Genomic DNA, 13,332 nt, shown 5'->3' on the forward strand with positions numbered 1-13,332 from the left:
CTCCTTCCTACGGCCGCGGTTGCTCGGGGCGGTCGAGGCGAGCCTCCGGCGGAGCCTCCCCCAGGACGACGATGGCCCCGGTCAACCCCCGGCCCTCGTCGTTGCCCGTGGGCGAGCAGTACCAGTAGTAGCCCGGTCCGTCGAGGTTGAGGGTCGCCCGTCCGCGCGAATGGTTCACCAGCCAGATGAACTTCCGGTCGCCGTTGCTCGGCAGGAGCGCGCAGTGGGTGTTCTGGTCGTCGTTGATGAGCTCGAGCTCGATATCGCCTCCATGGGGCATGACCAGAATTGATGGATCCCAGATCAGCTCATCCGGGTGGATTCGAATGGTGGCCTGCATGGTGCCGTCCGGTTTCTCGGCGGCATATCCGATGCAACCGGTTCCCAGCACTTGACCCAGTGCTGCTTTGTTCTGTTCGGCCAACCCGATCTTGTCCAGCAGGTCGGATCGCTCCTGCATGGTCGTCATCGGGGCTTCACCCTCCTCATGCCGAATCGCTGTGTCCACTTCCGCCGGCGGCGGTGCTCCGCGGCCGATCACACACCTTCCCTCGAAAACGTTCTCCGAATTGACGTGGAATTCGGCGCGGGTGGATTGAATTGCTCCGAAAAGCGGACAATTTGCTACCCAATAAGCACGCTACGCCGTATGGATCACACCGACAAGGGTGAGCGCGCGTGCGGGCCGGCTCATGCCGTTCGCCCGCGACCGGCTACCGTTCGTCCCCCATGTGCCACCGTTGGGAGGATCAAGCGAGGTCGTACCGATCGAGGCACATGACCTTGTCCCACGCGGCGATGAAGTCCTTCACGAACTTCTCCCGTGCGTCGTCGCTCGCGTAGACCTCCGCGACGGCACGCAGCTCGGAGTTCGAGCCGAAGACGAGGTCGACGCGGCTGCCGGTCCACTTGGCCTCGCCGGTCGCCCGGTCGCGGCCCACGAAGGTTTCGGCGGTCGCGGACACCGGCTCCCACTCCGTGCGCGTGTCGAGCAGGTTCACGAAGAAGTCGTTGGTCAGCGACCCGGGCTTCGCGGTGAAGACGCCCAGCGGCGATTGACGGTGGTTGGCGCCCAGCACCCGCAGGCCCCCGACCAGGACGGTCATCTCGGGCGTGCTCAGGTCCAACAGGTTGGCGCGGTCGACCAGCAGGTGCTCCGACGGCAGCCGGTCGGCCTTGCCGTGGTAGTTGCGGAACCCGTCCGCGGTCGGCTCGAGGGCGGCGAAGGACTCCACATCGGTCCACTCCTGCGTGGCGTCCGTGCGTCCCGGGAGGAAGGGGACGTGCACGTCGTGGCCGGCCGTCCCGGCGGCCCGCTCGACGGCGGCGGCCCCGCCGAGCACGATGAGGTCGGCCAGCGAGATCTTCTCGTCCCCGGCTTGGGAGGCGTTGAAGGCCTCCTGGATCCCCTCCAGGGTGCGCAGCACCTGTGCCAGCGCGTCGGGCTCGTTGACCTCCCACCCCCGTTGCGGCTCGAGGCGGATGCGCGCGCCGTTCGCCCCGCCGCGCCTGTCGCTGACGCGGAACGTCGATGCAGACGCCCACGCGGTCGAGACGAGCTGGGAGACCGACAGCCCGCAGGCGAGGAGCCGGCTCTTGAGCACGGCGATGTCCGCCGGCCCGACGAGCTCGTGGTCCACGGCGGGGACCGGGTCCTGCCACGGCAGCGTCTCCCGGGGGACCAGCGGTCCGAGGTAGCGCTGGACCGGGCCCATGTCGAGGTGCGTCAGCTTGAACCAGGCCCGCCCGAACGCGTCCGCCAGCTGGTCCGGGTTGTCCAGGAAGCGCCGTGAGATCGGCTCGTAGCCCGGGTCCGACCGCAGCGCCAGGTCCGTCGTCAGCATGGTCGGGGCGTGCGTCGTCGACGGGTCGTGGGCGTCCGGGACCGTACCGGCCCCGCCGCCGTCCCGCGGGACCCACTGCCACAGACCGGCGGGGCTCAGTTCCAGGTCCCACTCGTAGCCGAACAGGGTCTCGAAGAAGCTGTTGTCCCACGTCGTGGGGGTGGGCGTCCACGTACCGTCGAGCCCGCTGGAGATGGTGTCCGTGCCCTTCCCGGTGCCGTAGCTGCTCTTCCATCCCAGGCCCTGTTCCTCGAGCGGGGCGCCCTCGGGCTCGGGGCCGAGGTGGGCGTCCGGGGCGGCCGCGCCGTGGGTCCTGCCGAACGTGTGGCCGCCCGCGATCAACGCGACGGTCTCCTCGTCGTTCATCCCCATGCGCCGGAAGGTCTCGCGGATGTCCCGTGCCGAGGCGAGCGGGTCCGGGACGGTGTTGGGCCCCTCCGGGTTGACGTAGATGAGGCCCATCTGGTCGGCGGCCAGGGGGCGCTTCAGCTCCCGGACGCCGCCATGGCGTTCGTCGCCGAGCCAGGCGTGCTCGGGACCCCAGTAGACGTCCTCGTCGGGCTCCCACACCTCCGCCCGGCCGCCGGCGAAGCCGAAGGTCGTGAAACCCATCGTCTCCAGGGCGCGGTTGCCCGCGAAGACCATCAGGTCGGCCCAGGAGATCTTGCGGCCGTACTTCTTCTTCACCGGCCAGAGCAGCCGGCGCGCCTTGTCGAGGTTGCGGTTGTCCGGCCAGCTGTTCAGCGGCGCGAACCGCTGCATTCCGGCGCCCGCGCCACCGCGGCCGTCGTGGATGCGGTAGGTCCCGGCGCAGTGCCACACCATCCGGATCACGAGCGGCCCGTAGTGGCCGAAGTCGGCCGGCCACCACTCCTGCGACGTGGTCAGCGCGTCGTCGACGTCGCGCGCCAGGGCGTCGAGGTCCAGCGTGCGGAACGCCGCCGCGTAGTCGAAGTCCTCGCCCATGGGATCGGCCTCGGCGGGGTGTTTCCGCAGGACCCTCAGGTCGAGCCGGCTCGGCCACCAGTCGCGGTTGCTCGCGCCTGCGATCGGCCGTCCGCGGTACCCGGTGACGGAGAGGCCGAGGCCGCCCGCGTTGCCGGAGTCCGTCTCGCCGGCAACGGCGTGCGGGATGTCGGACACGGGGATCTCCTTCCGGATCAGAGGGTGCGTCGTGGTTCAGATGTTCAGCGCGCGACGCACGGCTGGCGCGTTCCGCCGGGAAACCGGCACCATCTCGTTCGTCCGGTCGTCCATGACCAGGGACAACTCGCCCTTGAGCCCGCGCTCGACCTCCCGGATGCGGCTCAGATTGACCACGTAACGGCGGTGCACCCGCAGGAAGCCGACATCCGCCAGATCGCTGTCGAGCTTGTCCAGGCTCAGGGAGGCGGCTCGCAATCGACCTTGATCGGTGGAGAGCCACACGTCGTTTCCGTGCGATTCGGCGAAGGAGACTTCAGGCAGTCGCAGCAGCACCATCCGGTTGTCGCGCATCGCGACCAGTCGGCGCGGCGGCACCCGAGGGTGGGACGCCCCCTCCCTTTGGGGGAGCCGCGCCCCGTCGGAAACCCCGAACAGAACCAGGTTCCCGATCAGGTGCCCGGAGGAGAAGACGGGCCGGATGGTGATCGTCGTCGGCTCGTCGGCCAGGTGGGCGAAGATCTGCGTCGAGCCGACCCAGTCGGGATCGTGGGCCCCTTGCCTGCTGGCATACCGGGCGGCCGCGATGAATTCCGGCAGCCCGGGGTTCCAGCGCAGGGTGGGGTCGATCGCCGGGGTGTACGCGGGGACGCCCAGGAGCACGCTCGCCATGTCGTCGGCGATCACCACCTTACCCGCGGTGTCCACGGCGGCGAGCGCCGCACCCGACGTCGCCCTGGCCTGGGTGTAGGCCGCGACCAACTCCGCGCCGCTGTCCCGGGCGCGCCTCTTCAGCGGGTACCGGGTCATGGTGACGGCGCCGGCCAGCCAGCTTTCGGCGGCCGCGGGAAGCCCGTTGCGCCAGAAGGAGACGTTGAGGACCGCGATCGGTTCCCTGGTCACCACGTCACGCACCGCGATGCCCGCGCACACCCAGTTGTGGAACGCCTGGCACCAATGCTCCGCGCCCCTGATCGGCACCGGGCCGTGCGCCTCGAGCGCCGTGCCCATGCCGTTCGTACCGACCGCGCACTCGGACCAGCAGAACCAGGGCGCCAGATTGCAGTCGTCGGCTCGGGCGAGCGTGGCGTGATCACCCCACGCGGCCAGGATCCGGCCGGTGGCGTCGGTGACGGAGACGACCCCACCGAGGTTGCCCACTTCATGTGCCACGGCGGCGGCCCGGAAGCCCAGCTCGGCGAGGACCACGTCGTGCTCGGGCGTGTGGTCGGGCTTCGTGACGGCCGGCGGAGCCTTCGTGAGGTGGGGATCGACTCGGTACTGCTCTCGGCAGCGCTGCCAGGAGATCGCCACCAGGGGCCGGACACCGGGGACGTGGTCCTCGCCCTGCACGAACCGTTCCCACGCCGCGAGAACGGGGCCGCCGCCGAGGTTCGCCGAGTTGGGCTCAAGCCGATGTGTGCTTCTCATGGTTCAGAACCGCCCTTGGTCCATCCCCAATGCCGGCGGCATGCCCGCGGTCCGGGCCGGTCACCGCTCATGGCGGCCGGGCCTGCGGCGGACCGCGTACCGCGTCGCGGGTCTCCCTGCTCCGTCACCCGTTCCGGGCTGTGTCACAGACCTCCACTGCCCACCCTAGTACCGTCGGCGGGCTGCGGACGCCCCGTGGGCACCTGTGAGGCCGTGGCCGGGTGCTGCCCGGCAGGTGCTCGGCTGGTAGGGCTCGTGGCGGCCAGGGGGGTCTGGACGGTCAGCCGGCCAGGGCGGCGATCCCGGCGTGTCGGAAGATCTTGCGGAGGTTGTGGCAGGCGGCGAGCAGTCGCCACTCGCCGCGGGCGCCGTCCTCGCCATGCAGGAGGAGCTTGCGGCCGTTCTGGCAGGTCATGACCTGCCCCAAGACGCGTTCAACGATGGATTTCCGGCGGCGGTAGGTCTTCCGGCTGAGACCTGCTCCACACGTTACTCAAAGCGATCGCGGCGACGGAGACTGCCCTGTCGACCGCATGCCGGATCGGCGCACACCACACCTGTCCGGCGTCCTCCCCGGCCCCGGCGCCGATCTGATCCGCTCCGGACCACGGCCTCGGTTGAGCGGTTCTCATTGATCACCGGAGGGTGGGGAAGAGAGCACCGGCGACGGTCCGACACATCTGCGGATCCTCGGTGAGGCCGATCCCCAGGGCCCACAGCCAGTAGTCCACCGTGCGCACCAGCGTCCAGGCGCGTATCCGGTCGGCATCGAGGTCGGCCACCTCGGCAAGGGTGGCCAGGCGGGTTCGGATGCCGGCAACCCCCTCCATGTCCGCGAACCGCCGCCAGAGCAAAGGCGCCACCGCGTACTCGGGATCGCCGGTGAGCGGCTTGGGGTCGATGGCCAGCCACGGCTCACGGTAGCCGGCCAGCACGTTCTCGTAGTGCAGGTCACCGTTGACCAACTGACCAGCCGTCGTGGGACCGTACTCGGCAGCGAGGCCGGCTGCCGCATCGACCAGGCGCCGGGAGAAGGGACGACCGAGCTGCTCCCACTGAAGGTTCAAGCGGGCGGGGAGCCCGGCGGCGAGATCTCGCAAGCAAGCAAAGCCCTGCGGGGCCGGGACGGACAGGCGCCGCAGCAGGAGCCCGGCGGCGGTGACCGCCTCGTCGGCGTCGATGTCGGAGAGGGTGCGGCCAGCATCGAGCCGCTCCAACAGCAGGGATCCCGTGGCCGGTTCGTGGTCAAGCAGCAGCACTGTCCCCTGTCCGTCCCAGGCGGCGAGAGCCAGTGCCTCATGCAGCGTCGTGGCGTCCTGCCAGGACACCTTGAGCGCGCAGGGCTCCTCGCCACGCCGCACCGGGACGACCAGGCCCAGGTGGCCGTGGAGCGGTGTGCCGTCCACCGCCAAGCCCCACCGTGCGCAGAGGCTCTCCACCAGTGCGGGCAAGGAGTCGACCCACTCTTTTCCGCTCTGGCCCGCTCGGTTCACCGCTGCGGTTGCGAAAACTGCGGGAACGTCGATCACGACCCCGATCCTGCCAGGACGTGGCTGACCCGCCCACCTACGGGTGTGGCAAACAGCCCGTAAGTCTGTCGGCTATGCCTACCCTCGTTACTGGGACACGCTCCTAGCCGAGGGGGCGGCGGTAGATGCCGTGCCACCAGGTGCGTGCCAGTTCGCGGGCGAACGCGGGGTCGCCGGCGGGGTCTCCGGTGGTGACCTGGTCGGTGAGGGCGCGTTCGCCGCCGGTGACGATGATCCGGGTGGCGCTGACGGGGTCGAGGTCGGCGGGGGTGCGGCCGGCCTCCTGTTCGTCGCGGAGGATCTTGATGGTCCAGTCGGTGAACTGGTGGAGTTCGGCGGTGAAGTAGTCGCGTACGGCCGTGTCGTAGGTGGCGACCTCGGCGAGTGCCCGCCGGACGGCGGCGTGCCGGCGGTAGACCTCGATGACGTGCACGAAGGCCTCCTCGAGGCCTTCGACGCCGGCCGAGGGCTGCCAGGCCGAGGTGAGGTCGAAGGACGAGGCCATGAGCCGGCCGGCCAGGCGCAGCAGTAGGTCGACCTTGTCGCGGAAGTGGCTGTAGAAGGTCGAGCGGGCGACGCCGGCCTCGGTGCAGATCTGCTGCACGCCCAGTTCGGTGAAGTTCGCGCCGCCTGCCAGCAGGCGCTGGGTGGCGTCCAGGACGTCCGCCTCGGCGGAGGTGGGGCGGCCGACCTTCGCGGTGCGGCGTCGGGTGATCGAAGGCATGTCCGGATCCTGAGGTCGTCGCGGGGCGGAGGGCCCGGCAGCGAACGTCACATTACACCGCGTCCGGACATCGTGTAGCGTAATTTCCGGACGCGATGTCCGGATGCAGTGACCGGAAAGGTTGGGGGCTCCCGGTCGCCTGCGCGAGCAAGCACGTGTGCGATGAGGAGTGACTGGTGAAATATCGTCTGCTGGGACACACCGGGGTCTGGGTCTCCGAGATCTCCCTGGGCGCGATGACGTTCGGCGGCAAGGACCACCCGGTGTACGGCCCCCATGGGGCACTTGGGCAGCAGGACGTGGACCGGGTGGTCGGCGCGGCACTGGACGCCGGGATCAACTTCCTGGACACCGCGGACGTCTACGCCGACGGAGAGAGCGAGGAGCTGCTCGGCCGGGCGGTCGGGCGGCGCCGGCGGGATGTCGTGCTGGCGACCAAGCTCCTCGCTCCGGTCGGGCCGGGGCCCAACGACCAGGGCCTGTCGCGTCTGCACGTGATGCGGGCCCTGGAGGACAGCCTGCGCCGGCTGGGGACCGACTACATCGACCTCTACCAGATCCACAACTACGACCACGTGACGCCGCTGGAGGAGACGCTGAGCGCCCTCGACGACGCGGTACGCCAGGGGAAGGTCCGCTACATCGGCTGCTCCAACCTGGCCGCCTGGCAGATCAGCAAGGCGCTGGGCATCTCCGCACTGCACCACCGGGCGGCGTTCGTCGCCAACCAGACCCACTACTCCCTGGTGGCCCGCGACGCCGAGCGTGACCTGGTGCCCCTGGCCGAGGACTCGGGGCTGGGCCTGACGGTGTGGCAGCCGCTGGCCGGCGGATTCCTGACCGGCAAGTTCGACCGCGGCGGGGTAACCACGGAACCGGACTCCCGCCGGGCCCGGAACGGCTTCGACTTCGTACCGTTCGACGAGGAGCGGGGCTTCGCGGTGCTCGACGTGGTCCGGGACGTCGCCGCGCGGCACGAGGTCGGCCCGGCCCGGGTGGCCCTGGCCTGGCTGCTGGCGCAGCGCGCCGTCACCAGCGTGATCGTCGGCGTCCGCACGGTGGAGCAACTCGCGGACGACGTCGCCGCCGTCGGCCTGACGCTGACCGAGCAGGACCTCGCCGAGCTCGACGAGGTCAGCCGGCCGCCGCTCGCCTACCCGAACTGGATCCAGCAGTGGTTCGCCCCGACCCGGATCCCGGCGGGCAACCTGGCCTGACCGGCCGCCGCCTCGGCGCCGACGGCGCCTCCGGGGCCCCGGTTCCCCGTGGGCGGGCGCCGGGCCCCGGGCGTCTACGTACGCGCGCCGGTGTCGATCCGGTAGCCGACGCCGGGCACCGTGGCGATGATCCATGGTTCGCCGAGTCGTTTGCGCAGCGCGGAGACGGTGATGCGCACGGCGTTGGTGAGGGGGTCGGCGTTCTCGTCCCAGGCCCGTTCCAGTAGCTCTTCGGCGCTGACGACCCCGCCTTCGGCGGCGACGAGGACTTCCAGCACGGCGAATTGCTTGCGGGTGAGCGCGACGTAGCGTGCGTCGCGGAAGACCTCCCGGCGGAAGGGGTCGAGCCGCAGGCCCGCGATCTCGCGGACGGGTGGCCGGGCGTACGCGCGTCGGCGGTCGAGCGCCCTCAGCCGCAGGACGAGCTCCCGCAGCTCGAACGGTTTGGTGAGGTAGTCGTCGGCGCCGAGCCCGAACCCGGAAGCCTTGTCGTCGATCCGGTCGGCGGCGGTGAGCATGAGGATCGGGATGCCGCTGCCGGAGGCGACGATGCGCCGCGCGACCTCGTCGCCGGAGGGGCCGGGGATGTCGCGGTCGAGGACGGCGAGGTCGTAGGAGTGGACGCCGAGCAGTTCCAGGGCGGTGTCGCCATCGCCTGCGATGTCGGCGGCGATCGCCTCCAGCCGCAGACCGTCACGGACGGCTTCCGCCAGGTAGGGCTCGTCCTCCACGATCAGTACGCGCATGTCCGAAGCCTAGGCACCACGACGTATCGCCGACGTATGCCCACCTCAGCCTGCCCGTGCCGGCGCGGGGCGAGGCCGCTCCGACGGCGCTTGCGCCGTGGTGCGCCACCAGCGGCGCGACGCCAGCGCGGCCAGCACGGCGCCCGCGGCGTTGACCAGGACGTCGTCCACGGAGGACACCCGGTCCAACTCCAGGACGTACTGCGCGGTTTCGACCAGGACCGAGCAGCCCGCCCCGAGCGCCAGGATCCGTGGCACGGACGCCAGCGCCGCGAACCGCATCGGGGCGAAGAACCCCAGCGCCGCGAAGACCAGCAGGTTGCCGGCGATCCCGAGCGGCCCCATCGTGACCAGGTCCCGCAGCGGAACCAGGCTCACCCGGGCGGGGACGACGCCGGCCCCGCCGCCCGGCATCATGGTCAGCCACAGGAACGGCACCGTCCCGTGGACCATGCCCACCTCGGCCAGCGACGTCCGCCAGGCCGATCTGCCGCCGGCGGCACGCCGACCGCGCGCCAGAACCCACACCACCAGCAAGGCCAACGGCAGCGCGACCAACGTCATGAGCACCACGCCGTTGAACGTGTCGAAGCAGCCGTGCCACCGCCCTGCCATGCACATCGGAGCGGACATCATGAGCGGCCGCCGCACGACGAACGCGGCGACCGCCACGCCGAGGACCACCAGGCCGGGGAGCACGAAGCTGCGCATGCGGCGGAGCGGTGCTGACGGGGATGCGTTGTCGTTCACGCCCCCATTGGAGACGCGGGGCCGTTGCGGTGGCGTATGCGCTTTTCGATACGCCCGCGATACACGGGGGGTCCGGCACACCAGTGTGTGCCGGACCCCCCGGTGGACCTGCCCGAGGACCGGGTCAGGAGCCGTGGTGGGACGGACGTCCCTTGGCGGTCACGTCATCCGCGTAGATCAGGGCGGTCTTGTGGCCGTACTGGACGGTGTACATCTTCTTGGCGCCGAAGACGACCTTCCCGCTGGAGGGGAAGAAGTCGTCCGTCAGGGCCGGGGCCGCCGTGGAGACGTAGGCCTGGCCCGCCGGGATGCCGTACATGCTCAGCGGAGCCTGCGTGGACGGCGAGAGACCGGCGGGGTACTCGGCGGCGTCCGGGTAGCTGGTGCCGTAGACCTTCACCGGGACGGCCGCGGCGGGCCTGACGATCGTCACGTCGCGCGTGGGGATCGTGTTGACACCGCGCGGGTTGTGGAACCACACCTTGCTGCCGCTGAACCAGATCGCGGTCCAGTCGCCCTTCTTGCCGGCGACGACGAACTGCTGCCCCGCCTGGGCGGTGCTGCCCCAGTCGCTGATCCGGTTGGTGCCGGGGGCACCGGGGTGGATCGACTGCTCGCCGAAGAGCGGGGCGTCCGCACGCGGCTCGGTGCGCACGTAGACGAAGTTCGACGCCTGGCGCACCGTGGTGCACTCCTCGGTTGCGTCGCTGCCGTCGTCCTCAGGGCACAGCTCCATGGTCTGCTTGTTGCGGGCGAAGCCCGGGGCGATGGTCACGGCGGAACCCACCGTGCCGACGCCGTGCCGGCCCGCGACCGGAGCGCCCAGCAGCTCTCGTACTCGGCCGCGGCGGCGGCGAAGTTGCTCTGGAGTGCGGTGTCCGCCCGAGGGGTGTCCTCCGCAGCCTGGGCCACGACGGGAACGGCGATGGCTCCCGCCACCGCGACGATCGCCGCGCCGAGCGCGATGGGACGGCGGGAAGCGTGCTTCCGGCGCGGTACTGAGTCTTTGGTCATTGAATCCCGATTCCGGGGTGACGAGGTCACGCCACCTGTCCACGCTGAGGAGCGGCACGAAACGGACCGTCAGTGAAGGGCGGCCCGGCCAACAGGCCCCAGCGGAGCCCGTCCTGAGTGACCGTCATGGTCCAGGTCGCATCGCCCCTGAACTCGATGCCCGATGAACGTATCACACTGTCTTGGTGCCGAGATGAACAGTGTGTTTGTGGGGAAGGGGGAGGCGTGATGCCGAGTATGGGGCGGTATTCGCGCATTTCCGGGGGGCGTTTCGGGGCGGGAAGACGGCCGTGACCGAGGCGCCTCAATGACACTGTTGTGACGGTCGCGGTCTCCGGCATCGCATCGTGTGATCGCGGAGCATCCGGTCCCGCCGGGCGCCGCCCTTCACGCCGTTGCGCCCCCACCGAAGCCTGTGGAAAACGGCCCACACGTGACAAGTACGTCTATAGGCTGACAGCAAGTCACCTGGGTGGGGTGTGTGGGGAACGGGGCGGGAGGTACGCCGTGCGTGTGCTGTCGGGGCGGTACGAGTTGGTGGAGACCGTCGGCCGGGGCGGCATGGGCGAGGTCTGGCGCGGGATCGACCGTGAGCTCGGCCGTGCCGTGGCGGTCAAGGTGCTGCCCCCCGAGCTGACCCGGCACGAGGAGTTCCGGACCCGATTCCGCCGGGAGGCCCGTACGGTCGCCTCGCTCACCCACCGGGGGATCGCGGTGCTCCACGACGTCGGTGAGGACACCGGCGGTGAGGAGGTCGTTCCCTACCTCGTCATGGAGTTCATCGAGGGGCGCACGCTCGCCGAGGTGCTGGGCGACGGTCCCCTCACGATGGAGCGCTCGACGGCGATCATGCGGGACGTCGCCGACGCCCTGGCCCACAGCCATGCGCAGGGGCTGGTCCACCGCGACGTCAAACCGTCCAACGTGATGATCACGGCTGACGGCCAGGTCAAGATCCTCGACTTCGGCATCGCCAAGGTCGTCGCCGACACGGCGACCCGGCTGACCGCGACCGGGATGACCGTGGGGACGCCCGCCTACCTCTCACCGGAGCAGATCCACGGCACGGCGGTGGACGCGCGCACCGACCAGTACTCGCTGGGGTGCCTGTTCTACGAGCTGCTCACCGGCCGGCCGCCCTTCACCGGTGACTCGCCGTTCGCGGTGATGAACCAGCACCTCGCCAAGGACCCGGTGCCGCCCTCGGCACTGCGCCCGCAACTGCCCGACGCCGTCGACTCCGTGGTGCTCCGCGCGCTGGCCAAGCAGCCCGGGCAGCGGTTCCTGGGCATGGGCGCCCTGCGCGACGCCCTGGGGAACCTGCACAGCGGCGGCAGCCTGGCGGGCACGGCCGGCGGCACCCGCCTCGCGGGGTCGCAGGAGCAGGTGGCGGTGCCGGCCGGGCCGCCCCCGGCAGCGCGTGTCGCGCAGCCGGCACCGCCGGTGCCCCCTCAGCCCGCGTCGGCGCCGACGATCCCTCCGGTGGCGGGCACGGGCGCGGCGGCGCCCCCCGCCGCACCCGCACCGGGCGGGGTGAAGATCGGCTCCCTGTGGCGGGGCGAACGGCTGGCCCCCTTCGTGGCGACGTTGCTGGCGCTGCCCGTGGTGGTCTCCACGTGGGATTCCTACGCCTATTCGAGCTCGGCCATGACGGCGCTGGTCGCCGCGTGGCTCACCGCGCTGATGCTGACGTGCCTGCGTCCGGGCCTTGCGGGGGCCTTCGCCGCGGTCGCACCGGCCACCTTGCTGTGGGTGCGCGACGACATGCCGGGCATCGTGATTCTCCTGCTGCTGGCCGTGGCGTGCGCGGTGGGGGTGTTCTACCGGTCGGGAACGGCCGCCCAGGTGCTGTCCTACGGCGCGATCCTGTGCGTCGGGCCGGTCATCGCGAGCAGGTCCGGCTACTACGGAGAGGGGGCAACGTTCCTGCTCCTGGCGGCCGCGGCCTGCACCGCCCTCGCCGCCGTCCGGCACCCGCGCCGGCGCAGCGACAGCTGACCCCACACGCACCGGCAGCGGGTGTGGGGGAGGATGGGGCCCGGCCTGCCGGCGTGTGCCGGTGGGGACGGGTCGGGGCAGGCCCGGTGGAGCAGTTGAGAGGGGGACGGTGGAGATCGCCATGCAGCCCGGAGCCACGACGCGGCCCCGCAAGCCGTTGAGCCGGGAGCGGATCCTGGGTGCCGCTGTGGCCCTGGCCGATGACGGCGGGGTCGCGGCGCTGAGCATGCGGAAGATCGCGGGGGCGCTCGGTGTGGTGCCGATGGCGCTGTACAAGCATGTGGCGAACAAGGACGAGTTGCTCGACGGCATGATCGATGCCGTGGTCGGTGAGATCGACCCGCCGGTCGCCGGGGCGGACTGGCAGGGTGCGGTGCGGGGGCGCGTGCTGTCCGCGCGCCGGATGCTGCTGCGTCATCCGTGGGCGTCCGGGGTGATCGAGGCGCGGATGAAGGCGCGGACGACCCCGACGCCGGCGGTGCTGGCGTACCTGGATTCGATGATCGGGATCTTCAGGGCCGGGGGTTTCCCACTGGACCTGGTCCATCATGCGATGCACGTCATGGGCAGCCGTGTCCTGGGCTTCTCCCAGGAGTTGTTCGAGGACAGCCCGGGCGGCGAGCCGGATCCGGACGCACCGCCACCCGAGGAGATGGCCGCGCGCTACCCGCACGTCACCGAGCTGGCCATGGCCGTCGCCCATGACGAGCAGTCCGTCGTCGGTGCCGGCTGCGACGACCAGCTGGAGTTCGAGTTCGCCCTCGACCTGATGCTGGACGGCCTGGAGCGGCTCCGGAACCGGGTCTGACGCGGCGGCAGGATCGCCCCCGAGCGGCCTTCCCTGCCCGCGCCTCTTGACGGGTGTACGCCGTACACCTACGGTGCGTGACAAGGGAGTTGAGTGGCGTACCGTCCGGGCGTACCGCTCCGGGCGGT

General features: G+C 70.8%; 12 protein-coding genes and 1 pseudogene. 3 read left to right on the top strand and 10 right to left on the bottom strand.

The genetic code is table 11. The features are described 5' to 3' along the window. Positions 1-7: 7 nt before the first annotated feature. The 6 genes and pseudogenes from PV350_RS03880 to PV350_RS03905 form a co-directional block, all read right to left on the bottom strand. Positions 8-469, bottom strand: a complete 462-nt coding sequence (locus PV350_RS03880) for an MSMEG_3727 family PQQ-associated protein (protein WP_499516262.1) — start codon at positions 467-469, stop codon at positions 8-10. A 280-nt stretch (positions 470-749) separates the two neighbouring features. Continuing rightward, positions 750-2,894: a catalase/peroxidase HPI gene (gene katG, locus PV350_RS03885; RefSeq protein ID WP_499517042.1), complete on the bottom strand. Its 2,145-nt coding sequence runs from the start codon at positions 2,892-2,894 to the stop codon at positions 750-752. A gap of 129 nt (positions 2,895-3,023) precedes the next feature. Beyond that, positions 3,024-4,418 carry a DNA-binding protein gene (locus tag PV350_RS03890; protein WP_499516263.1) on the bottom strand — a complete coding sequence of 465 codons (1,395 nt, stop codon included), beginning with the start codon at positions 4,416-4,418 and terminating at the stop codon, positions 3,024-3,026. A gap of 280 nt (positions 4,419-4,698) precedes the next feature. Continuing rightward, positions 4,699-4,887 (bottom strand): annotated as a pseudogene (locus PV350_RS03895) (transposase); the annotation flags it as partial. A gap of 166 nt (positions 4,888-5,053) precedes the next feature. Then, positions 5,054-5,947, bottom strand: a complete 894-nt coding sequence (locus tag PV350_RS03900; RefSeq protein WP_500332823.1) for an aminoglycoside phosphotransferase family protein — start codon at positions 5,945-5,947, stop codon at positions 5,054-5,056. Between the two features lie 103 nt (positions 5,948-6,050). Continuing rightward, positions 6,051-6,671 (bottom strand): TetR/AcrR family transcriptional regulator, encoded by a 621-nt coding sequence (locus PV350_RS03905; RefSeq protein ID WP_499516264.1) that lies wholly within the window; start codon positions 6,669-6,671, stop codon positions 6,051-6,053. 176 nt (positions 6,672-6,847) lie between these two features. On the opposite strand from PV350_RS03905, the gene PV350_RS03910 reads away from it, so the two are divergent. After that, positions 6,848-7,888, top strand: a complete 1,041-nt coding sequence (locus tag PV350_RS03910) for an aldo/keto reductase (RefSeq protein WP_500332824.1) — start codon at positions 6,848-6,850, stop codon at positions 7,886-7,888. Positions 7,889-7,962: 74 nt separating this feature from the next. Here PV350_RS03910 and PV350_RS03915 read toward each other — a convergent pair whose 3' ends face one another. The 4 genes from PV350_RS03915 to PV350_RS03930 form a co-directional block, all read right to left on the bottom strand. Continuing rightward, positions 7,963-8,634, bottom strand: a complete 672-nt coding sequence (locus PV350_RS03915) for a response regulator transcription factor (protein WP_499516266.1) — start codon at positions 8,632-8,634, stop codon at positions 7,963-7,965. Between the two features lie 45 nt (positions 8,635-8,679). After that, positions 8,680-9,384: a VanZ family protein gene (locus PV350_RS03920; RefSeq protein WP_500332826.1), complete on the bottom strand. Its 705-nt coding sequence runs from the start codon at positions 9,382-9,384 to the stop codon at positions 8,680-8,682. Positions 9,385-9,508: 124 nt separating this feature from the next. After that, on the bottom strand, positions 9,509-10,159 hold the full coding sequence (locus tag PV350_RS03925; RefSeq protein WP_500332827.1) for a hypothetical protein: 651 nt from the start codon (positions 10,157-10,159) through the stop codon (positions 9,509-9,511). Then, the gene (locus PV350_RS03930) at positions 10,156-10,398 is read right to left on the bottom strand and encodes a hypothetical protein (protein WP_500332828.1); all 243 of its coding nucleotides are present in this window, start codon (positions 10,396-10,398) and stop codon (positions 10,156-10,158) included. The genes PV350_RS03925 and PV350_RS03930 overlap by 4 nt, the downstream gene beginning before the upstream one ends. Positions 10,399-10,905: 507 nt before the next feature. Between PV350_RS03930 and PV350_RS03935 the strand changes: the two genes are divergently transcribed. Both PV350_RS03935 and PV350_RS03940 read left to right on the top strand, forming a co-directional pair. Further along, positions 10,906-12,396, top strand: coding sequence for a serine/threonine-protein kinase (locus PV350_RS03935; RefSeq protein WP_499516269.1), 1,491 nt, complete (start codon positions 10,906-10,908; stop codon positions 12,394-12,396). 121 nt (positions 12,397-12,517) lie between these two features. Then, positions 12,518-13,204 carry a TetR/AcrR family transcriptional regulator gene (locus PV350_RS03940; protein ID WP_499516270.1) on the top strand — a complete coding sequence of 229 codons (687 nt, stop codon included), beginning with the start codon at positions 12,518-12,520 and terminating at the stop codon, positions 13,202-13,204. Positions 13,205-13,332 lie beyond the last annotated feature (128 nt).

This window comes from Streptomyces sp. PA03-6a (genome assembly GCF_033792765.1).
GTDB lineage: Bacteria > Actinomycetota > Actinomycetes > Streptomycetales > Streptomycetaceae > Actinacidiphila.

Bases quoted from the DNA above. Each gene is read 5' to 3' on its own strand.
- PV350_RS03915 (WP_499516266.1), bottom strand. From the start codon at position 8,634: ATGCGCGTACTGATCGTGGAGGACGAGCCCTACCTGGCGGAAGCCGTC.
- PV350_RS03905 (WP_499516264.1), bottom strand. From the start codon at position 6,671: ATGCCTTCGATCACCCGACGCCGCACCGCGAAGGTCGGCCGCCCCACC.
- PV350_RS03940 (WP_499516270.1), top strand. From the start codon at position 12,518: ATGCAGCCCGGAGCCACGACGCGGCCCCGCAAGCCGTTGAGCCGGGAG.
- PV350_RS03890 (WP_499516263.1), bottom strand. From the start codon at position 4,418: ATGAGAAGCACACATCGGCTTGAGCCCAACTCGGCGAACCTCGGCGGC.
- PV350_RS03930 (WP_500332828.1), bottom strand. From the start codon at position 10,398: ATGACCAAAGACTCAGTACCGCGCCGGAAGCACGCTTCCCGCCGTCCC.
- PV350_RS03880 (WP_499516262.1), bottom strand. From the start codon at position 469: ATGACGACCATGCAGGAGCGATCCGACCTGCTGGACAAGATCGGGTTG.